The sequence below is a fragment of the Luteitalea sp. genome (assembly GCF_022842525.1).
In the GTDB taxonomy this organism is placed as follows: domain Bacteria; phylum Acidobacteriota; class Vicinamibacteria; order Vicinamibacterales; family Vicinamibacteraceae; genus Luteitalea.
In genome coordinates this window covers 1-21,222 of sequence record NZ_JALHPM010000121.1, presented here as the reverse complement: position 1 = coordinate 21,222, position 21,222 = coordinate 1, and the positions used below count along the sequence as shown (strand labels likewise).

13 protein-coding genes and 1 pseudogene are annotated in these 21,222 nt (G+C 70.4%); 9 read left to right on the top strand and 5 right to left on the bottom strand.

Annotated elements, in window-relative coordinates; genetic code table 11:
• Positions 1–1,167 (top strand): hypothetical protein (locus Q0C41_RS20750; RefSeq protein WP_291987009.1); only part of this gene is annotated, 1,167 nt, incomplete at its 5' end.
• 54 nt (positions 1,168–1,221) lie between these two features.
• Here the strand turns inward: Q0C41_RS20750 and Q0C41_RS20745 are convergent.
• Entirely contained in the window at positions 1,222–3,105 is a 1,884-nt protein-coding gene (locus Q0C41_RS20745; RefSeq protein WP_291987007.1) for a hypothetical protein, read from the bottom strand.
• Positions 3,102–4,193: a DNA polymerase IV gene (dinB, locus tag Q0C41_RS20740; RefSeq protein ID WP_291987005.1), complete on the bottom strand. Its 1,092-nt coding sequence runs from the start codon at positions 4,191–4,193 to the stop codon at positions 3,102–3,104. The genes Q0C41_RS20745 and dinB overlap by 4 nt, the downstream gene beginning before the upstream one ends.
• A 206-nt stretch (positions 4,194–4,399) precedes the next feature.
• On the opposite strand from dinB, the gene Q0C41_RS20735 reads away from it, so the two are divergent.
• The 7 genes from Q0C41_RS20735 to Q0C41_RS20700 all read left to right on the top strand — a co-directional run bounded on the left by Q0C41_RS20735 (position 4,400) and on the right by Q0C41_RS20700 (position 13,703).
• Positions 4,400–5,029 carry an alpha/beta hydrolase gene (locus tag Q0C41_RS20735; protein WP_291987003.1) on the top strand — a complete coding sequence of 210 codons (630 nt, stop codon included), beginning with the start codon at positions 4,400–4,402 and terminating at the stop codon, positions 5,027–5,029.
• A gap of 10 nt (positions 5,030–5,039) precedes the next feature.
• Positions 5,040–5,768 (top strand): DUF533 domain-containing protein, encoded by a 729-nt coding sequence (locus Q0C41_RS20730; protein ID WP_291987001.1) that lies wholly within the window; start codon positions 5,040–5,042, stop codon positions 5,766–5,768.
• 148 nt (positions 5,769–5,916) lie between these two features.
• Positions 5,917–6,939: a TIGR00266 family protein gene (locus tag Q0C41_RS20720; protein WP_367079268.1), complete on the top strand. Its 1,023-nt coding sequence runs from the start codon at positions 5,917–5,919 to the stop codon at positions 6,937–6,939.
• 156 nt (positions 6,940–7,095) lie between these two features.
• Entirely contained in the window at positions 7,096–8,748 is a 1,653-nt protein-coding gene (gene ettA / locus Q0C41_RS20715; protein WP_291986999.1) for an energy-dependent translational throttle protein EttA, read from the top strand.
• Positions 8,749–8,838: 90 nt separating this feature from the next.
• Positions 8,839–11,235, top strand: coding sequence for a Tex family protein (locus tag Q0C41_RS20710; protein WP_291986997.1), 2,397 nt, complete (start codon positions 8,839–8,841; stop codon positions 11,233–11,235).
• A gap of 47 nt (positions 11,236–11,282) precedes the next feature.
• Positions 11,283–13,199 (top strand): ATP-binding cassette domain-containing protein, encoded by a 1,917-nt coding sequence (locus tag Q0C41_RS20705; protein ID WP_291986996.1) that lies wholly within the window; start codon positions 11,283–11,285, stop codon positions 13,197–13,199.
• A 12-nt stretch (positions 13,200–13,211) separates the two neighbouring features.
• Complete coding sequence (locus Q0C41_RS20700) at positions 13,212–13,703, top strand: hypothetical protein (protein WP_291986994.1); 492 nt, start codon at positions 13,212–13,214, stop codon at positions 13,701–13,703.
• A 1-nt stretch (position 13,704) separates the two neighbouring features.
• Here Q0C41_RS20700 and Q0C41_RS20695 read toward each other — a convergent pair whose 3' ends face one another.
• Positions 13,705–14,523, bottom strand: coding sequence for a FadR/GntR family transcriptional regulator (locus tag Q0C41_RS20695; protein WP_291986992.1), 819 nt, complete (start codon positions 14,521–14,523; stop codon positions 13,705–13,707).
• A gap of 51 nt (positions 14,524–14,574) precedes the next feature.
• The gene (gene thrC / locus Q0C41_RS20690) at positions 14,575–15,891 is read right to left on the bottom strand and encodes a threonine synthase (RefSeq protein WP_291986990.1); all 1,317 of its coding nucleotides are present in this window, start codon (positions 15,889–15,891) and stop codon (positions 14,575–14,577) included.
• 216 nt (positions 15,892–16,107) lie between these two features.
• Between thrC and Q0C41_RS20685 the strand changes: the two genes are divergently transcribed.
• Positions 16,108–20,805: a PEGA domain-containing protein gene (locus Q0C41_RS20685; protein WP_291986988.1), complete on the top strand. Its 4,698-nt coding sequence runs from the start codon at positions 16,108–16,110 to the stop codon at positions 20,803–20,805.
• Between the two features lie 101 nt (positions 20,806–20,906).
• Here the strand turns inward: Q0C41_RS20685 and Q0C41_RS20680 are convergent.
• A pseudogene (locus tag Q0C41_RS20680) lies at positions 20,907–21,222 on the bottom strand (hypothetical protein); the annotation flags it as partial.

Genomic DNA, 21,222 nt, shown 5'->3' with positions numbered 1-21,222 from the left:
CCGCACAACGAGCATCGCCCGAGCGTGATTCGCGTCATGCTGCTGGCCAACGTCCTCGTGTCGCGATGGAACCACTGGAACGAACTGTGGGCGATGCTGGCCATCACGGCCGTGCATGTGCTGCTGCTGGTCCGGTGCGTGGCCCGCTCGGGGCGACCGCCAGCACTGGCGACGGTCGTGTGTGTCGCCGGCATCGGCGCCCTCCTTGCGACAGCCACCCAGTGGGAGAACTGGCTGCAGGGCTGGCAGCTGGCGCTCATGATCGGGGCGTGCGCCATCTCGGCCTCGCTGGCCTGGCTCACGAGCGGGCGCCTGACCTGGACGCGCCTCGTCGTGGCGGCGGCGTGCACGACGGTGGCGTGCGCGAGCTTTGCCAGCTGCCTCCTCGGATGGCCGATCGGTGCGCTGGCGATCATCGTCCGTCGTCCCGCTCGTGTCCTGACCAAGACCGCGGTCTGGCTGTCGGTCGGCGCGGTGGTGACCGTGGCGTACGTCCACGGCCTCGCGCGACCCGAGTCGCTTCCCCCTCCCGCTCCGGTGCTGACGTCGTTGTCGGCCCTTGCCCACGTGACGTACGGCACGCTGCTCGCGCTCGGCCTCCCACTCTGGTACGCGCCGCTGGCGTTCTTCCATCGCGAGACCTGGGACCTCTGGGTGATGCCCGCCATCGGGGCCGCTGGGATCGGGATGGGGCTGGCCCTGCTGTATGGGCACGTGCGAGACCGTGAGCGCCGGCGCGCCCAGCACTGGCTGTTCCCGGCCTTGCTGATCGCCTTCTCGCTCGGGGCGTGCGCCATGACGGCCGTGGGCCGGGTGCCGCTCGGCTTGCATGCGATGACGGCGTCGCGCTACGTCGTGTACACCGTCCTGTTCTGGATCGGTGTGCTGATGCTGCTGACGGTCCGCTCGCCCTGGCGCTCACGCGCCGCCAGGACGGCCTGCCTGGCCGTCGCGACGCTCATTGTCTGTGCCGGACTCCGGGCCTGGGGAGACGCGCTGCCCTTCATGGAGCAGCATCACGTCACCGGTGTACTGGGACGCGAGGCACTGCTTCGCCGCGACTGGCCGAAGACACAGGTGATCTTCCCCTCACCGCCTGTCCTCGACGAGCGCCGTCAGTTCCTCGAGCGTCACGGGTTGTCCCTGTATCGCCCTGGCAGCAGATAGGGCGAGCACCGTCAGCCTGGCCGCCTCCGGCCCCGAGGGCGGCATGTGGCGACGCTACCGCGCAGGGACCGGCAGCGGCGAGAAGCGCACCTGCATCTCCTCGGCGTACGCCCACGACCACGTAGGGCGCACTCGCCAGCGCCGCACCTGCCGTGCGGCATCGGGTGGACGCCCTGCCAGGAGGTCCACCACGTGGGCGGGTGTCGACACGAGCGGCGAGGCCACGAAGCCGGTCGGACCGACCGCCCGAATCAGGCGGAACTCTCGCTGGACGCCATCGGCCGTGGAGACGTCGATCACCACGGGCGGAAGCTTGTAGAGCACGGCCGCGAGGCGTCCCAGCCACGAGCGCTCGACCGTCACCGTCGCCCAGATCGGGGTGTCGCCGCCCGGGACGTCCATCCAGGCAGAGAGCGGCGCGTGAGTCACCGGGCCCTCGACCAGGGTGTACGGTCGTGGCGCCGATCGCCGCGCGAAGTGGACGAACGGACCCACCACGCCAACGACGTCGAAGTGCGACCACAGCACCGGGAGTGAGGCCGCATCGTCCATCAGCGGATAGCGATGGTCGATCGTCTCGGCATCGAACAGGACGTGGCGGGGGCCTGCGGGATCGGCGAGGTGCGCACGATTGCGCGCGGCGAGGGCCGGCGTGTAGGCGGCGTAGCTCTGGAAGACCGGGCGCGGACGATAGACGACCGGGTGCGCCAACACGACGCCCTGGTGATGGCCGTAGACGTCGACGGTCCCATCCATCGGCGGCAGTGGCAGCGTCTGCCGCAGCGCGTCGAGTGCAGCGGCGCGATCGGCACTCAGCTGCTGATGCGTGGCCGTCGGCCGGATCAGCGCCGCGATCGCGTGTCGCTGCAGGGCCAGCCAGGCACGCGCGTGATCGGGAGGCGCAGCCCGATCGAAGTGGCGGCGGAGTCCGTAGGCGTACGCAGCGAAGGCGACGAGCACCACGGCGACGGCGAACGCCCGGACGTCTCGTGGCAGGCGCCGTGGCAGGAGCGGCATCACGGCCAGCACCGCCACCAGCGGCATCGCAAAGAACGCGGCGGTGACGTGCGCATCCTGCCGGACGAAGCCGAGCTTGAACTGCATGAAGACCACGAGCGCCAGCGCGAGCGCCGGATGGACGACCTCGCGCCAGGTCGTCGGTCCGGTGTACCAGCGAACGAGAGGGGCGGCGAGGACCATGGTGGCCGCCGCGCCGAACACCAGCAGTTCCCGGACCTGATACGGGCCCGTGCCGGTGCTCATGGCCTCTGAGAATCCGGAGGAGAGGTCGGCGCTGACGCGCACCCAGGTCAGGACGTGTGCGGGTGACTGTCCGCACAGCACCCAGGTCACGCCCACGGTGAGCACACACGTCAGCGACGCGAACGGAAACCGACGCCGTCCCGCATCGTCGACCAGCAGCAGCGCCGCCAACGTCATGGCGAGCGCGAAGGTCGTGAATTTGACCAGTGCGACGAGGCCAACAGCCACGGCGAGCCCGATCGCGGCCTGGCGCGCCCGCCGATCCTGGCTGGTCGCCACGAACGGCCAGAGCATGGCGGGGAGCAGCCAGGGGGTGTCGAACGACGCGAACGTCGGCGTCAGCAGCAGGCACAGGAGTCCGGTCGACACGGGCGCCGACAGGCCCGCGCCCCGGCTGATGACGTGATAGCCCCAGCCACACGCCACGCCGAGCATGGCCCTCAGGCCGACCGACCACCAGAAGACGTCCGGATCGAACTCCAGCACGGCGAGATGGCCGAGGGGCCCGTACGTGAAGGCGATGTCCGGCCCGAACTGCCAGGACTGTCGCGCCGCGGCGAGCAGCACGCTGCCCCATGACGCATCGAGGTCCGCGCCGGGCATCGTCGGTCGCGCGGGCAGGAACGCGAGCGACATCACCAGGACGATCAGTGCCGCCCAGGGGATGCGGATCATGGTGGCGTCGCGTCCTCGTCGAACGGCAATCGGCCGTCGCCCGCCAGGAAGGCCACCGAGGGATCGACGAGGTTGTGGACGCTGACGCCGATGAGACGCACCGGCCGGGTGGCGACGTCGGTCTTCATGAGCAGCTGCTGCGCATGCCGTGCGATCGTCGCCACATCACTCACGCCTCCCGGGGCGCTCAGGCTCCTGGTCACGGTGGTGAAGTCATCGTAGCGGACCTTCAGCGTGACGGTGCGCGCGCGCAGCGACTTGCGCAGCAACCACTCGCCGCAGATGTGCGAGAGGTGGTCGACCTGTCCACGCATCATCGCCACGTCGCGCAGGTCTTCGGCATAGGTGCGCTCCGCGCCGTGGGACTTGACCACCCGGTCGGGGACGACGCGCCGGTCGTCGCGGCCCCAGGCCAGGGCGGTGAGCCAGCCGGCCTGCGACCCGACCGCGGCCTGCAGGGTGGCGGGCGTCGCGCTGCGGACGTCGACCAGCTTCTCGATCCCGTGCGCGCGCAGCCGCTTCGCGGTCACCGGCCCCACGCCCCACAAGGCGTCGATCGGGAGGTCCTGCAGGAAGGCTTCCATTCGCTCGGGGGCGATGACGGTGAGCCCGTCCGGCTTGCGCCAGCCCGACGCGATCTTCGCCAGGAACTTGTTGGGCGCCACGCCGGCCGACGCGGTCAGCCCTGTCTCATCGCGGATGGCCCGCTTGAGTCGCCGCGCCACCTCCACGCCGAGGACCTCGCCCCAGCTGTTCTCGCTGACGTCCAGGTAGGCCTCGTCGAGCGACAGGGGCTCGACGAGCGGAGTCACCGCGCGGAAGATGCCGAAGACCTGCTGCGACACGGCGCGATACTTCGCGAAGTCGGTCGGCACGATCACCAGGTCGGGGCACAGGCGTACCGCGCGCGACATGGGAATCGCCGACCGCACGCCGAAGGTCCGTGCCTCGTACGAGGCGGCGCACACCACCGCGCGGCTCTCGGGGCGGCCGCCCACCGCCACCGGCCGGCCGCGCAACTCCGGACGATCCCGCTGCTCGACCGACGCGTAGAAGGCGTCCATGTCGATGTGGAGGATGCGTCGCACGGCCCCGTCACGGGAGAACATAGAGCGAAAGAAAGATAGCGCAGAACGCCCGACGCCGGACGTCAGGCCCGAGACGGTGGGTAGGGACGGCTCTCCGAGCCGTCCGTCACCGCAATGGACAGCCGGCGCCTTCGCTGACCGCCCGCTCGGAGAGCGGGCCCTACCCCGACAGACTCCCGACGTCCCGATTCCGGTACAGTGCTGCCATGGCGGTGAACGACTTCACGCATCAGTTCGTGCCTGCCGAGGGCACGTCGCGGACGACGCTCGTGCTGCTGCACGGCACCGGCGGCGACGAGCACGATTTGTTGCCGCTTGGCCGCGCGCTGGATCCGGGGGCGGCGCTCCTGAGCCCGCGCGGCCGTGTCGTCGAGGGCAGCATGCCCCGCTTCTTCCGCCGTTTCGCCGAAGGGCGATTCGATCTCGACGACGTGCGGGTGCGGGCCGCTGAACTCACGGCCTGGCTGGACGAGGCCGCAACCGCGTACGGTCTGGCGCGCGACCGGATGGTCGCGGTCGGGTATTCCAACGGCGCCAACATCGCGCACGCGACGATGCTGCTGCATCCGGAGAGCTTCGCCGGCGCGGCGCTGCTGCATGCGCAGTTCGTGCTCGCGCCCTCGCCCCTGCCGTCGCTGGCGGGGCGCGCCGTGTTCCTGGCCGCGGGCGAGGCCGACCCCATCGTGCCGCTCGCGGAGGCGCAGCGACTCGCCGAGACGCTTGCTGCCGCCGGGGCGACCGTGACACCGTTCTGGTCGAGCGGTGGCCATGCCCTGACGCGCGAGGATGTCGCGCAGGCGACGCAGTGGCTGAACTCTTCCGGATGGGGCTCGTAGAGGAAAGCAGATGAACCCCGAACAGATCATCGGTCAGCTCCTTGGTGGCTTCCTCGGCGGCAAGAAGAAGCGCAAGCGCGGCGGCTTCGGCCTGCCGGGGCTGGGCGGCTATGGCGGCGGCTCACGGTCGTCCGGTGGCGGGCTGATCAACGCCGGCACCCTGTTGACCGTGGGGGGCCTCATCTGGGGCGCGCTCGAGACCATGCAGCAGGGCAGTGGTCCAGGCGCCACGGGGCCTGGGGGACCGCCACCCTCCGGGCCGCCAGCGCCGCCCCTCCCCCGAGGCGTGATGGGCACCGAGGCGCCCCCACTGACGGTACCGCCGCCGCTGCCACCGATCCCCGGGGCGACGCCAGTCGCCGTCTCCGCGGCTCCGCCCGTCCCGGTGCCGCCGTCCCTCGTGCCGCTCGTGCAACTGGCCGTCAGTGCGGCCCGTGCCGATGGTGAGCTGTCGGCCGAGGAAGTGGAGGTCATCCGCGCGCGTGCCGGTGAACTCGGCGCGGCGTCGCTGGTCGATGCCGAACTGGCCGCGCATCGTCCGCTCGACACGATTGCCCCGGCCTTCACGACGCCGGAGCAACGACAGATGGCCTACGCGCTGGCGTATGCGGTCGTGCACGGCGAGGATGCCGTGTCCCCCGGCGAGCGCATGTATCTGACGCAACTCGAACGCCTGCTGCGTCTCGATCACCAGGACGTCGAACGCATCGAGCGCGAGACGTTGTCTGGCGGCGAGTGATGCCGGCGGCGTTGTCGACGGCCGGCTGCCGCAGACTGGGCTGACGGTGACGGCCGGCTCGGAGAGCCGGCCCTACCCATTCCCGATTCCCGATTCCCGATTCCGATTCCGATTCCGACTCCCGACTCCCGACTCCCGATTCCCGCCTATGTGGTACTACGCCCAGAACAACGCTCCCGTCGGCCCCATCTCGTTCGATGACCTCGCGGGGCGCATCCGCACCGGCATGGTCACGCCCGACACGCTCGTCTTCACCACCGGCATGGCGCAGTGGCAGGCTGCCCGGGACACGCCGCAGCTCGCCACGCTGTTTGCCGGCGTGGCGCCGGCCGCGGCGGCGGCGGCCGCGACGCCCCCGCCGCCCATCGGTCGACGCTCGCACGATCTGACGTATCGCATCGTCGGCGAGGACGTGCAGTTCGTCGAGGTCGAGCTCGATCCCGGCGAAGCGGCCGTGGCCGAGGCCGGCACCCTGATGTACATGACGGCCGGCGTGCAGATGGACACGGTCTTCGGTGACGGCAGCAACCAGCAGCAGGGCGGCATCATGGGGGCCCTGATGGGCGCCGGTAAGCGTCTGCTCACCGGTGAAAGCCTGTTCACGACCGTCTTCTCGAACCCGACCTCGACGCTGCAGAAGGCGGCCTTCGCAGCGCCGTATCCGGGACGCATCCTGCCGATGGACCTGAAGGAACTCGGCGGCGAGCTGATCTGCCAGAAGGACAGCTTCCTCGCGGCCGCCAAGGGCGTGTCGATCGGCATCGCCTTCCAGAAGAAGATCGGCGTCGGCCTATTCGGTGGCGAGGGCTTCATCATGCAGCGGCTGACCGGCGACGGCCTGACGTTCGTGCACGCCGGCGGCATGATCGAGGCGATTGACCTCAAGGCCGGTGAGGTGCTCAAGGTGGACACCGGCTGTCTGGTCGCGCTGACGCCGTCGGTGCAGTACGACGTGCAGTTCGTCGGCAAGGTCAAGACGGCGCTGTTCGGCGGCGAGGGCCTCTTCTTCGCCGTCGTCACTGGGCCCGGGCGGGTGTGGCTGCAGTCGCTGCCCCTGAGCCGCATGGCCGATCGCATCATGAAGGCGGTGCCGGGCATGGCGCGTGGCGGCAAGGAAGAGGGCTCCATCCTCGGCGGCCTCGGCAACCTGCTCGACGGCGACAACCGCTAGTCCCGACGGCTACGCATGCGCGGCCGCTGCTCCGAGCGTGCGTGTGGCGAGGGCCCTCGCCACACGCGGGTCGACGGGCTACACTAGCCTGCCGCCTCCGATCCCCGGACGGCCGCTCGGCTTCCTCACTGGAACGATTGGCACTCGCCCTCCCGCATGGCACCTCAGTACATCTACACGATGAAGGGGCTGACCAAGGTCTATCCCCCGGACCAGGTCGTGCTCAAGGACATCTGGCTGTCGTTTCTGCCCGGCGCCAAGATCGGCGTCCTCGGCTACAACGGCGCCGGCAAGTCCACACTCCTGCGCATCATGGCTGGCGTCGAGACGGAGTTCTCGGGCGAGGCCTTCCTGGCGCAGGGCTGCTCGGTGGGCTATCTCCAGCAGGAACCGCAGCTGGACCCCGCCAAGACCGTGCTCGGCAACGTCGAGGAAGGCGTGCAGCCGATCAAGGACCTGCTGGCGCGCTTCGACGAGCTGTCGGCCAACTACTCCGACGAGACGGCTGACGAGTTCGCCGCGGTGCAGGACCGCATCGATGCCGTCGACGCCTGGAACCTCGACAGCACGCTCGAAGTCGCCATGGACGCGCTGCGGTTGCCACCGCCCGACGCCGATGTCACCACCCTCTCGGGCGGTGAGCGTCGTCGCGTCGCGCTGTGCCGCCTGCTGCTGCAGTCACCCGACCTGCTGCTCCTCGATGAACCGACCAACCACCTCGACGCCGAGTCGGTGGCGTGGCTCGAGCGATTCCTCAAGGACTACAAGGGCACCGTCGTCGCCATCACCCACGATCGGTACTTCCTCGACAACGTCGCCGGCTGGATTCTCGAGCTCGATCGCGGTCAGGGGATTCCGTGGGAAGGCAACTACTCGAGCTGGCTGGATCAGAAGCAGCAGCGGATGGCCCAGGAAGCCAAGGCCGAGTCGCGGCGCCAGCGCTCGCTGCAGCGTGAGCTGGACTGGATCCGGATGTCGCCGCGGGCGCGTCAGGCCAAGGGCAAGGCCCGCCTGAACGCCTACGAGGACCTGCTCGCCCAGGACACGAAGGAGAAGATCGACTCGGTCGAGATCTTCATCGCGCCGGGGCCCCGCCTCGGTGACATCGTCGTCGAGGCCCGTCAGCTGAAGAAGTCCTTCGGCGACACCATGCTCTTCGACGACATGACGTTCACGTTGCCGCGCGGCGGCATCGTCGGTGTCATCGGTCCCAATGGCGCCGGCAAGACGACGCTGTTCCGGATGATCACGGGGCAGGAGCAGCCGGATGCCGGCACGCTGCGCATCGGCGAGACAGTGCAACTCGGCTACGTCGATCAGTCGCGCGACGCCCTCGGGGCCGGGAAGACGGTCTGGGAGGAGATCTCTGGCGGCAACGACGAGATCACCCTCGGCAAGCGCACCGTGGCGTCGCGGGCCTACGTCTCCTGGTTCAACTTCAAGGGCCGCGATCAGCAGAAGCTGGTCGGCCAGCTCTCGGGCGGCGAGCGCAACCGCGTACACATGGCGAAGCTGCTGCGCAGCGGCGCCAACCTGCTGCTGCTCGACGAGCCGACCAACGACCTCGACGTCGACACGCTGCGGGCCCTCGAGGAGGCCCTGCTCGATTTCGCCGGCTGCGCCGTCGTCATCAGCCACGATCGCTGGTTCCTCGATCGCATCGCCACGCACATCCTCGCCTTCGAGGGCGACAGCCAGGTGGTGTGGTTCGAGGGCAACTACCAGGACTACGAAGCGGATCGCCACCGGCGCCTTGGCACCGCGGCAGACACGCCGCACCGCGTCAAGTACCGCAAGCTCACGAGATAGGCTTCGGGCAGGGCGCGCTCGTCGAGCGCGCCGCGACGACTTTCGGCCCGCTCCGCGAGCGGGCCCACCCATGCCGTGCAGGTAACCATCATGACCACGCCAGCGACCGCGACTCCGGTCGTCTTCACTCCGATCCTCGATCGGATCGCCCAGGAGCTCTCCGTCTCGCCCCGTCAGGTGACGGCGGCGGTGGCACTGCTCGACGAAGGCGCCACGGTGCCCTTCATCGCGCGCTACCGCAAGGAAGCGACGGGCGGCCTCGACGACACCCAACTGCGTACGCTCGAGGAGCGGCTGCGCTACCTGCGAGAACTCGAGGAGCGCCGCACGGCGATCCTCGCCTCGCTGGTGGAGCAGCAGAAGCTGACGCCGGAGCTCGAGGACGCGATTCGCAGCGCCGACAGCAAGACGCGCCTCGAGGACCTCTACGCGCCACACCGGCCGAAGAAGCGCTCCAAGGCCCAGATTGCCCGCGAGCAGGGGCTCGAGCCGCTCGCCGACGCGCTGCTCGCCACTCCGACGCTGGTGCCCACCGAGGCGGCGGCGGAGTACGTCAACGAGGCGACCGGCGTGCTCGACGTCGCGGCGGCGCTCGACGGGGCTCGCGCCATCCTGATCGAACGGTTCTCCGAGGCGCCGGAGCTGGTCGGCGGCCTGCGCACCTACGTGTGGGAGCAGGGCACCCTGCGGTCGGCGGTGGTCGAGGGGCAGGAGGAGAAGGGCGCGAAGTTCCGCGACTACTTCGACGCGCGTGAGCCGGTCAGCAAGCTGCCGTCCCATCGTGTGCTGGCGCTGCTGCGTGGGCGCAAGGAAGGCATCCTCAAGCTGTCCATCGTGCTGCCCGACGACGAGAACGGCGCGACCCTCGGCGAACCCGAGCAGCGCATCGCGGCGTTTGCCGGCGTGACCCACCAGCACCGGCCCGCGGACGACTTCCTGCGCGCCGCGGTGACCCTGGCGTGGAAGGCTCGTCTGCAGCCCAAGCTCGAGAACGACATCGAGCAGCGCCTGCGCGAGATGGCCGAGGACGAAGCCATCCGCGTCTTCGGCACCAACCTGCGCGACCTGCTGTTGGCGGCCCCCGCCGGCACGCGCGTCACGATGGGGCTCGACCCGGGCATCCGCACCGGCGTGAAGGTCGCGGTGGTGGGCAACACGGGCGCGGTGGTCGCGACCACCGCCATCTTCCCGCACGAGCCGCGCAAGGACTGGGACGGGTCGATCGCGGCGCTCGCGGCCCTGTGCGTCACGCACAAGGTCGACCTCGTGGCGATCGGCAACGGCACGGCCTCGCGCGAGACCGAGAAGCTCGTCGCCGACCTCATGGAGAAGTTTCCGGAACTGCCGCTGACGCGCATCGTCGTGTCCGAGGCCGGCGCGTCGGTCTACTCGGCGTCGGAACTGGCGTCGAAGGAGCTGCCGGAACTCGACGTCACGTTGCGCGGCGCGGTGTCGATTGCGCGCCGCCTGCAGGACCCGCTGGCCGAACTGGTGAAGATCGAGCCGCGGTCGATCGGCGTCGGGCAGTATCAGCACGATGTCAGTCAGCCGGCGCTGGCCCGGCAGCTGGACGGCGTGGTCGAGGACTGCGTCAACGCCGTCGGAGCCGACGTCAACACCGCGTCGCCGGCATTGCTGGCCCGCATCTCCGGGTTGAACTCGCGGCTCGCCGCGCAGATCGTCGAGTACCGGACGCAGCATGGGCCGTTCAGCCGCCGCGCCGACCTGCGCGACGTGCCGCGCCTCGGCGACAAGACGTTCGAACAGGCCGCCGGCTTCCTGCGCATCCTCAATGGCCCCGACGTGCTCGATGCGTCGGCCGTGCACCCCGAGGCGTATCCGGTGGTGCAGCGCATCGCGCAGCAGACGGGCCGCGACGTCCCGTCACTCATCGGCGACAGCGCCTTCCTGCGGACGCTCGACCCCGCGCAGTTCGCCGACGAGCAGTTCGGCGCACCGACCGTGCGCGACATCCTCAGCGAACTCGAGAAGCCGGGGCGCGACCCGCGACCGGAGTTCAAGACGGCGAAGTTCAAGGACACGGTGCACCAGCTGTCGGACCTCGAGCCCGGCATGACGCTCGAGGGCGTGGTGACCAACGTGGCCAACTTCGGCGCCTTCGTCGACATCGGCGTGCATCAGGATGGTCTGGTGCACGTGTCGCAACTGGCCGACCGCTTCGTCAAGGATCCGCGCGATGTCGTCAAGGCCGGACAGATCGTGTCGGTGACGGTGCTGGAGGTCGATCTGCAGCGCAAGCGCGTCGCGCTCACGATGCGCAAGGCGGAGCGTCCGTCGCCGCGGCCGGCACAGGCGCGCGATGCGAAGGCAGGGCCGTCGGCCGGAGGGGCCAATCAGGCGTCCCGTGGTCCGCGCCGGCCCGCGCGCACCCCGCAGGACCGGCAGGATCGTCGTCCTCAGCAGGCCCCGGCCGCCTCCTCGTCGACGGCGATGTCGGCGGCGTTCCAGAAGCTGTTGGGGAAGTGATGGCAGCCTTCGGCATCGCGGCAGTGCGGCATTCGGCATTCTCGTAAATGGCTCTGATCGAACTCGACGGCGTGACGGTGGCTTTCGGCCACCGTCCCCTGCTGGACGCCGCCACGCTGCGGCTGGAGCCTGGCGAACGCGTGTGCCTCATCGGGCGCAATGGCGCGGGCAAGTCCACGCTCCTGCGATTGCTGTCGGGCGACATCCCGGCCGACACCGGGCGGGTCTGGCGCCAGCCAGGGCTGCGTGTGGCGCGGCTCGAGCAGGACGTGCCCCCGGGCGGCGATCGCAGCGTGTTCGCGGTCGTCGCCGAAGGCCTCGGGGCGCTGGGCGCGCTGGCCATCGAGTATCACCAGGTGGCCCACGAGGTGGCCGAGCACGGATCGGACGCCGCGCTGGCACGGCTCGGCGAACTGCAGGAGGCGCTCGATCGGCAGGATGGCTGGCGCCTCGAGCAGCGCGTCGAGGACGTCATCGTGCGGCTCGATCTGCCGGCCGATGCCCCGGTGAACACGCTCTCCGGCGGGCAGCGCCGGCGCGTGCTGCTGGCGCAGGCGCTCGTGCGGCAGCCCGACGTGCTGCTGCTCGACGAGCCGACCAACCATCTCGACATCGACTCGATCGAGTGGCTCGAGGCGTTCCTGCGCGAGTATGCCGGCGCGCTGCTCTTCGTGACGCACGACCGCGCCCTGCTGCGATCACTGGCCACGCGGATCGTCGAGCTGGATCGCGGCAGTCTCCGCAGCTATCCCGGCAACTACGACACCTACCTCGCCACGCGCGAGGCCGAGCAGGAAGCCGAAGCCCAGGCCGACTACAAGTTCGACAAGCTCCTCGCGCGCGAGGAGGTCTGGATCCGGCAGGGCATCAAGGCGCGTCGCACGCGCGACGAAGGGCGCGTCCGCGCGCTCGAGGCGATGCGGCGCGAACGGGCGCAGCGGCGCGAGAAGGCCGGCACGGTGCAACTCGCCGTCGACGATAGCGAGCGATCCGGTGCTCTCGTGCTCGAGGCGCGTCACCTGTCGCACCGCTTCGGCGACCGCGTCATCGTTGGCGACTTCACGGGGCGGATCATGCGCGGTGATCGCGTCGGCGTCCTCGGCCCGAACGGCTCCGGCAAGACGACGTTGCTGCGGCTGCTGCTCGGCACCCTCCCCGTGCAGACCGGTGAGGTCAACCGCGGCACCAACCTCGAGATCGCCTACTTCGACCAGGAACGCGAGCAGCTCGATCCGGATGTGTCCGTCATGGACACGGTTGCCGATGGGCGGCAGATGGTGGACGTCCCCGGTGGCGGCACCCGTCACGTGGCGGGCTACCTGAAGGACTTCCTGTTCACGCCCGAGCGGTTCCAGTCGCCGGTCCGGGCGTTGTCGGGTGGGGAGCGCAACCGGCTGTTGCTGGCGCGCCTGCTGGTGCGTCCGGCCAATGTGCTGGTGCTCGACGAGCCGACCAACGATCTCGATCTCGAGACGCTCGACGTCCTCGAGGATCTGCTGCTCGGCTTTGCGGGCACGCTGCTGGTGGTCAGTCACGACCGCGCGTTCCTGGACCGCGTCGTCACCAGCACCATCGCGTTCGAGGGCGACGGCGTCGTGCGGGAGTACGTCGGGGGCTACTCGGACTGGGTGCGGCAGAAATCCGGTCGAGAGGCGCAGGCCGCGGCGGTGGCCGCGCAGGCGGCGCCCAGGGTGGCGGCACCGGTCGTCACGCCGCCGGCGCCGAAGGGCGCCAGACTGACCTACAAGGAGAAGCAGGAACTCGACGCCCTGCCGGGGCGCATCGAGGCCCTGGAGTCACGCAAGGCGGCACTCGAAGCGGCCATCAATGCGGCCGATTTCCATCAGCGCGGCGCGACCGGCATGGCCGACGTCGTCGCCAGCCTCGCACAGGTCGAGACCGAGCTCGAAGGCGTCATGGCACGCTGGCTCGACCTCGAAGGTCGCGCCGAGCCGGCGCGGTAGAATTGACCCTCTATGTCCGACGTCGAACAGATCACCCGCGCCTCGCAACTGTGGAAGCTCATGACCGACGCTCAGCGACGCACGGCCGCCGAGGCCTTCTGGAGCGAAGGTGAGACGGGTGCCGAGCACGCCGAGGTCATCGGATTGCTCTCGCGCCGCCTGAACTTCCGCGTCAAGTCGGTGCTGGCGCTGCCGCTCGATCGCAAGGCGAAGTACACCGCGGGGCTCGCGGCGGTCTCCGATGCCGTGGCGGGGCGCCTGCTGGTCACCTTCCACCTGACGCACCAGCGGCCGATGATGAGCACCTTCCTCGACGCGCTCGGCATTTCCCACGAGAACGGCCTCATTGCCGACGACGCGGCGCCGAGTCTCGATGCGGCGACGCTGCCGGCCGCGGTGGCGGCGTTGCGCGAGCAGTACCCGCTCGAGGACGTCGACCTGTACCTGCACACGCTGCGGTTGCAGGACCACGCGACGTGGGGCGGCCTGGGCGAATTCCTCTGATCTAGACCAGCACTGCGGCGTCCGCCTCCTCGCGGGCGCCCTCCTCGCTGGCTTGTGCCTCGACCGACTGCAGCAGGTGCCGATCCATCGCCTCCCGGGCGGCGGCGGCATCGTGCTGTCGGATGGCGAGGTAGATGCGCCGATGCATCTCCGCCGACTCGCGGAAGTCGCGGTGCTGACTGACCGTCTCGCGGCGCCGCTCGTAGAAGACCTGCGACAGCATCTCCACGAGGGACGTCAGGATCGGGTTGCCGCACGCGCTGGCCACCGCCTGATGGAAGCGGAGATCGTGGCGAAGGAACGCCTGCGGATCGTCCAGCGACGCGAACATGCTGGTCACTTCCTCGGCGATCGCGGCGACGTGCTCGCCGCTGGCGCGAGTCGCGCTGAGGCCGGCCACACCGACCTCGATCAGGCGCCGGGCCTCGAACATCTCGTCGCGCGTGAAGCCGTGCAGCGCCGCAAGGAAGCGGAGGGGCTCGGTCTCGAGCGTCGGCGGGCCGTCGGCGATGTAGGTCCCCGACCCGTGCCGCGACTGGATGACGCCCATCGTCGCCAGCGCGCGCAGGCCGACTCGGACCGACGATCGGCTCACGCCGGTCTGCAGGGCCAGGGTGCGTTCGGGGGGGAGGCGGTGCCCGGCGCGGATTTCACCGCGTTCGAGCAGGTCGCGCACGTGCTCGACGATGATTTCCGCGGCGCTGGTGTGGGAGCGGCTGGTCTGGCGCCAGGCTCGTGACGGAGCCGGGGACGTACGCGCAGAACTGTCGACGGCATCCGCCTCCTGGCGGATGCCGGGCATGCCCGGGCCTTGTTGCATGCCGCCTCTTGTATCACAAGTGTGACGCGCGCGGATGCGGTGTGTTTTGCCTCAGGCGCGGGCGTCGATGGCTCTCCGGACCGCGTCGTAGTCGTTGGGCAACTCCACGGGCGAGTTGGCCAACCCGGCGTCGATGCCTTCGAGCTGGCGCGTGTGGTACTGCAGCTTGAAGTCGCTGAACTTCAGGCCGTTGGCCGTGGACACGACGACGACCTTCTGGTCCTTCGTGATCTCGCCTCGGGCCGCCAGCTTCTCGAGCACCGCCAGGGCGACGCCGGTATGCGGGCAGTTGAACATGCCCGTGCGATCGGCGCGCGCCGACGCATCGGCCAACTCGGTCTCCGTGGCCTGCTCGACGATGCCGTCGTAGGCCTGCAGGGTCTTGATGGCCTTGCGGATCGACACCGGGTTCCCGATCTGGATCGCCGAGGCCAGCGTGCTCTGGGCCTGCACCGGTTCGAAGGCCCACCCATTCTTGTACGCGAGGTACAACGGGTTGGCGCGTGCCGCCTGAGCGACGACGATGCGCGGGCGCTTGCTGACCACACCGAGGGCCTGCATCATGTCGAACCCTGCGCCGAGGGCACTGACGTTGCCGAGATTGCCCCCCGGAATGACGATGACGTCGGGCACCTGCCAGTCCCACTGCTGGACGATCTCGACCGAGACCGTCTTCTGGCCCTCGAGTCGGAGGCTGTTCATCGAGTTGGCGAGGTAGACGCCCTCCTCGGCGGCCAGCCGCTGCACGATGGCCATGCAGCCGTCGAAGTCCGTGTCGAGCGAGAGCACCAGGGCACCGTTGGCGATGGGCTGCAGCAACTGCGCGACCGAGACCTTGCCCTTGGGCAGCAACACGATGGCGGGAATGCCGGCCGCAGCCGCGTAGGCCGCCAGGGCGGCCGACGTGTCGCCCGTGGAGGCGCACGCGATGGCCCGCACCTGCTGCCCGTCGGAGATCATCTGGCGCACCGTCGACACCAGCACGGTCATGCCGAGGTCCTTGAACGAGCCGGTGTGCGAGTTGCCGCACTGCTTGATCCAGAGATCCGGCACGCCGAGGCTCGCGCCATACCGCTCGGCCCAGAGCAGGTTGGTCCCGCCTTCGTCCATCGAGACGATCTGGTCGTCCCGGATGTCCGGGCACACCCATTCCTTCTTGCCCCAGACGGCCGACCCGTAGGGCCAGAGGGTGCGCTTGTACCGGTCGTCGAACAGCCGCATCCACGCGCCCGCGGATCGGTCCTTCAGCGCCTCGATGTCGTGCGCCACCTCGAGCAGATCCCCGCACGTCGGGCATCGATAGAGAGGGGTGAAGAGCGGGTGGGTGCCGTGGCACCCGGCGATGCAGCGGAATGAAGCGCGGTACATATCAGCCGATTACAAAAGTGTGGCGCGCGTTGCACGGTTGTGTGCGAACGCCGCCCGATGAAGCCGCCCCGTGACGAGGCCGATTCAGCAACCGCCGCAAAGGCAAGGGCTTGGCCGGGTTCGACGGAAGTGGCAGGTCTGGTGTGGCCGTTGCAGAAACAGGACGGTGATGCGTGTGATCGCTGCGGCTTTCAACACCTGGAAAGGACGCGTGCGGTGAAAGTAGCACACCTCTCGGAACCGGCGGAAGAACGCGTGATCTTTCGCGACGGTCTCGGTGTGCGCGAACGGCGCACCACGGGCACGGGCGAGGTCGTGGAGTGGTTCCACCTCACTCCCGAGTTCGCGGCCGTCGAGGCCCCCCTGCGCGAACGCGTCTCCCGGCTGTCGAAATTCCAGCACGTCAAGTTCGCCCGCATCCTCGGGCTCGAACCCGGCGCCAAGGGGCGTGGGCCGATCGTCCTCTCCGATCACGTGGCCGGCACCCGGCTGGTGCAGATCCTCGAGTCGGCCAACCTCGGCCTGCTGACCTTCGACACCGGCGCCGGGCTCCAGGTGACGCGAGAGGTGCTCGGCGGCCTGTCCGTGCTGCACGACTCCCGCAACGTCTCCCACGGGGCGCTCGGTCCAGAGCGCGTCCTGCTGACGCCCACCGGTCGCGTCGTCCTGGTGGACCACATGCTGGCGCAGGCGCTCGACCGCCTGCAGCGGCCGCGTCACCAGCTGTGGCGCGACTGGCGCGTCGCGACGCCGCCTGCCGCCGGCACCGCGCGGTTCGACATGCAGACCGACCTGGCGCAGGCCGGCCTCCTGGCCCTCGCCGTCCTGCTCGGACGTCCCCTCGAAGAGGAGGACTACCCGCATCGACTCCGCAGTCTGTTGCCGCTGGTCCAGGACCGGTTGGCGCGATCCCCCGCCGCCGCCATTGCCGCCGAGGTCGCCGCCTGGCTCGAGCGCCTGGCGCCGCTCGACAGTCGTCGCGCCTTCAAGAACGTCCGCGAAGCCCAGCAGAGCTTCGAGGCGCTCGTGGCCGGCAGCGCCACGTCGATGGGCGTTACGCACACGCGCGTGAAGGGCGTCGTGTCGGCGATGGTCGCGCTTGGCGGAGAGGCCGCCGCCGCGCCGGCCGTCACGGCGCCGCGTTCCGTCAGCGTCGTCCGGCCCGAGCCGGTCCCCGCACGTGACGACACCGCGGACTCGGCCGTGGATGACAGCGGTATCGACATCGAGGCGTTGCTGGCCCTCGAGGCCGAACTCGAGGGCGGCAGCGCACCTGCCGTCGTCAGCATGCCGACCGGCCAGGCCATCGCGGCGTCCTCCGTCGACCGGCGCGCGCCCGCCACGCCGGCGCCCTCGCCGGTGCCTGCGCCGGAGGACGTCGTGCCCGAACCCGGCGGGGAGACAATCCTCGCCGACGCCTCCGTGCCTGAAGCGGTCGAGGCCGCCGAGCCGCCCGTCGCGCTCGAGGCGCTCTCGCAGGAGCGCCTCGACCTCGAGCGGCAGTACGCGGCACTCGTCGACAGCCTCGCGCCGCCCGAAGAGACGCCGGTCCTGCCGCTGCCGCCGACGCCGGCGACCTCGGAGCCGCTGGTGGATGCCCGGGTCCTCTGGTCGTCGATGCCGGCAGACACCGAGACCGTCGGTGGGGACGGCCTCGAGACACCGCAGGCCGACGAGGCCCCGGTCGACGTCGAGGCCGAGTCCGTGTTCGCACCCGTCGCGACGACGCTGCCCGAGACGACGCCGGAGCCGGACGTGGCCTCGGGCCCGGAAGTGCTCTTCGCCGTCGACCCGATCGTGGTGTTTCCGACCGACGTGGCCCCGCCGTCGTCTGGCGTCGAGCCTGTCTCCGCCGACTGGTGGAAGGAAGCGCTGCCCTGGCGGTCCGAAGAGGCCGCCGCCGACACCACCGACGCGGCACGCGCCGCGGACGGCGCTGGCGTGGCGGAGGACTTCGCGTACCTCGCCACCGAGGAGATCGCCGCGCGCGCCGAGGCGATGGCGGGCGAGGAGACGCACGAGTCCGCGCCAGTGTCCGATCTCGAGGCGGACGCCGTGCCCATGGCCGGAGACGCGACCGCACCCGTGACCGCGGATTCGGCGTCGCCCGACGTCGACGCCGACCCGCCGCAGCCACTCGTCGCCGAGGAACCCGCGCTCGCCGAGGAACCCGCACTCGCTGAGGAACCCACGCTCGCCGAGGAACCCGCGCTGACCGAGACCGTCGCGCCGGAGGCCCTCGACCAGGCGCCGCTGGGCCTGCCTGTCGAGATGGCCGTCGACGAGGTGCCTGCGGATGCCCTTGTGGCGGTTGCGCCCCCCGTCGCAGACCTTCAGGTTGCCGAGATGGTCGCCGTCGAACCGGCACCGGCTGCCGACAGCGATGTCGGGGCCGCCGACGCCGCCGAACCGGTAAGCGGATACCGTCTCTTTGGAGACATCGAGCCGATCATCCTGCAGGACGACGCGGAATCGGCCACCGCCGAGGCGCCGTTCTCGTTCCAGTACGTCGACGAGAGCCCACGCGCTGCGGCCACCGCGTTGCTCGCACACGCTGGCGGGGCCGACGACCCGCCGGGTTGGCGCCAGTCCTTCCTCGGCATCTCGCCCGAGGAGGCCGGCGCCGCGGACACCTCGCCAGCGTTCTTTGCCACGCACGCCGCCGACCAGCCGCTGGCAGCCGTGCCGTCCGACGTCGTCGAAGCGGTCTCTGCCGAACCGGTGGAGCAGGCCGACACTGCCAGAAGTGACGACGGCAGCGGTCTCGTCGAGGACGCCGTCGCCTGTGTGGAGTTGCCCCCGGACGTGTCGGCGATCGCGCCAGCGAACGATGTGGCGATCGTCGTCCCGGTCGAGGCGTTGCCCATCGACGCGCCAGTGCTGCTTGCCGACCCGCCGTACGAGGCCGAGCAGGTCGAGCTCACGGCCGCGCCCGTGCCTCAGCCGGAACTGCAGCCCGAGCCGCAGCCCGAACTGCAGGCTCAGGCGGAGCCGGAGCCGGCGCTGGAGCCGGTGGTTGAGCCCGAGCCAGAGCTGCAGTCCGAGCCAGAACCCGAGCCGCAGCCGGCGCCGGAGCCAGCGTCCGAGGCTGAACCGACGGCCCCTCCTGCGCCCGAGGCGGTCGAACTGCCTGCGGACGTCGACGTCGACGTGTCGCCGGTCGAGTCCGTGATCGTCCCCGAGGTCGTCATCGTGCCGGAGGTCGTCATCGTCGATGACGATGAGGTGCGTGACGCGTGGGACGGGTTGACGTCGGAGCACGCGACGGAGCCACCGGCCCCGGAGTCCAGCGCACCCGAGACGCTGGTGGCCGCGACGCCCGAGACGCCAGCCGAGGCCGCGTCGTCTGCCAGGCGCAAGCGCCGCCCGCGACGCAAGAAGGGCGCGCGCAAGGAAGAGACGCGCAAGGAAGAGACGATCGTGGTCACGACTCCCGTGGCCATGCCGGTAGCCGTGCCGGTCCACCGCGTGGCCGAACAGCCGCCCGTGGCGGTGGACGTGCCCGTCGAGGGGCCGCCACGATCGCGGTCGTTGCTCGATCGGCAGGTTCCTGTCTGGACGCCTCCCGCCGATCTCGGCCAGGTCCCTTCTCACGGGGCGCACGTGCCGCCTGCGCCGGCCGCTCCCGTGTCGGAGGTGCCCGAGCACAGCGCCGATGGCTGGGACACCGGTGCCTATCCTGCGGCCGTGATGCTGTCGGGCGAGGCGGTCGTCCCGGCCGCACCGACGCGCCCCGCGGCGTCGTCTGGGCCGGGTCCGATTTCGAACCCGAGGACCGTCCCTCAGGTCGCGTTGCCGCACGTGGCGGCGTCGGTGCCCGTGGACACGGCGCGCCAGTACGAGCCGGTCATTCAGGCGGTCGGCATGCCGGACCGCGACGACCTGGGATCGCGGGGGGGCCACGCGTCGATCACGTCGATGGCCGACGCCATCGGGCCAACGCCTACGATGTCCTCCCGTTCCTCTGCCAGCGATTTCCGAGGCAGCGAGGGATCACTGCATCGGGTGTCGTCGGGCGGATCGAAGTTTCGTCGGGTGCTGGCGGCCTCGCTGTTGCTGGCGCTGTTCCAGGGGGCGGCATTCGCCGCCTGGTGGTGGGTGCAGCCCGGGGCCCGCGGCACGCTCGTGGTGCAGACGACCCGGATGGGCGTGGAAGTGTTGCTGGACGACAAGGTCGTCGGGCGCACGCCGTTCCGCGAGGAGGTCGCGCCCGGTCGTCACAAGCTGGGGCTGCGCCAGGGACGCAGCGTCCGCGAGATGCCGGTCGAGATCAGCGTCGGCGTCGTGACCACGCAGTCGGTGGACTGGCCGTCGACGGTGGGCGGCAAGGGGCGCCTGCAGATCACGTCCACGCCCGCAGGCGCCGAGATCTTCCTGCAGGGCAAGTCCCGGGGCACGGCACCGCTCCTGCTCGAAGATCTGCCCGCAGGGGACCAGAGCCTCATGCTGCGCAGCGACGCCGGGACGGTGAACGTCACGGCGACGGTCATCGCCGACGAGACGACACCGCTCGACGTCAAGATCTTCGCCGGCTGGATTCTGGTGGACGCGCCGGTCGAGGTGAACCTGCTGCTGCGCGGCCGTGATCGCATCGGGTCCAGCATGGACGGCCAGATTCTGCTGCCTCCCGGCACGCATCGGGTGCAGGCGGTCAACGACGCCCTCGGCATTCGTCAGTGGCTGACGGTGACCGTCGAGCCCGGCGCCGTCAATCGCGTGCCCTTCACGGTGCAGCCGGCGTCCCTGACGTTGCAGGAAGAAGCCGAGGTGTTCGTCGACGGCGCGTCTGCGGGCACCACGCCCGGCACGATCACCGTCGCGCCTGGCACCCACGACATCCTCATCCGCCGCGGCGATGGCACCGAACGACGGCAGGCGATGACGGTCCGCTCGGGGCAGCGCATCGAGTTCTGATCGCGTCGGGTCCGAGCCCGTCGACCGACGGGCCGCCCAGACGCACGAAAGGCCCGCCCCGGGTGTCCAGGGCGAGCCTTCGTGTGACGCGTGAGCGCCGACTAACGCGACGTCTTGCGGGCCGCCTTCTTGACGGGCGCGGCCTTCTTGCGGGCGGTGGTGGTTGCCGCTGCCGCCGCGGTCTTCTTGCGCACCGGCGCCTTCTTGCGGGTCGTGGTCGACCGCGTCGGCGTTGCCGGCTCGGCCTCGGGCTCGACGTCTGGCGTCGTGTCGGGCTCGACCGGGACCGGCGTCTCGACGCTGGCCTCGGGGAACAGGTCGCCGTCCTGCGTCGGCACCTCGATCTCCGGCTCGACGACCACCGGCGGCAGCGAGTCGCCACCGCGGCCGCGACCGCGACCGCCGCGGCCACGCCGG

Coding starts and splice junctions, on each gene's coding strand:
- Q0C41_RS20730 (WP_291987001.1), top strand. CDS start 5,040: ATGAACCCCGAACAGATCATCGGTCAGCTCCTTGGTGGCTTCCTCGGC.
- Q0C41_RS20720 (WP_367079268.1), top strand. CDS start 5,917: ATGTGGTACTACGCCCAGAACAACGCTCCCGTCGGCCCCATCTCGTTC.
- Q0C41_RS20700 (WP_291986994.1), top strand. CDS start 13,212: ATGTCCGACGTCGAACAGATCACCCGCGCCTCGCAACTGTGGAAGCTC.
- Q0C41_RS20705 (WP_291986996.1), top strand. CDS start 11,283: ATGGCTCTGATCGAACTCGACGGCGTGACGGTGGCTTTCGGCCACCGT.
- Q0C41_RS20745 (WP_291987007.1), bottom strand. CDS start 3,105: ATGATCCGCATCCCCTGGGCGGCACTGATCGTCCTGGTGATGTCGCTC.
- Q0C41_RS20735 (WP_291987003.1), top strand. CDS start 4,400: ATGGCGGTGAACGACTTCACGCATCAGTTCGTGCCTGCCGAGGGCACG.
- Q0C41_RS20695 (WP_291986992.1), bottom strand. CDS start 14,523: ATGCAACAAGGCCCGGGCATGCCCGGCATCCGCCAGGAGGCGGATGCC.
- thrC (WP_291986990.1), bottom strand. CDS start 15,891: ATGTACCGCGCTTCATTCCGCTGCATCGCCGGGTGCCACGGCACCCAC.
- Q0C41_RS20710 (WP_291986997.1), top strand. CDS start 8,839: ATGACCACGCCAGCGACCGCGACTCCGGTCGTCTTCACTCCGATCCTC.
- ettA (WP_291986999.1), top strand. CDS start 7,096: ATGGCACCTCAGTACATCTACACGATGAAGGGGCTGACCAAGGTCTAT.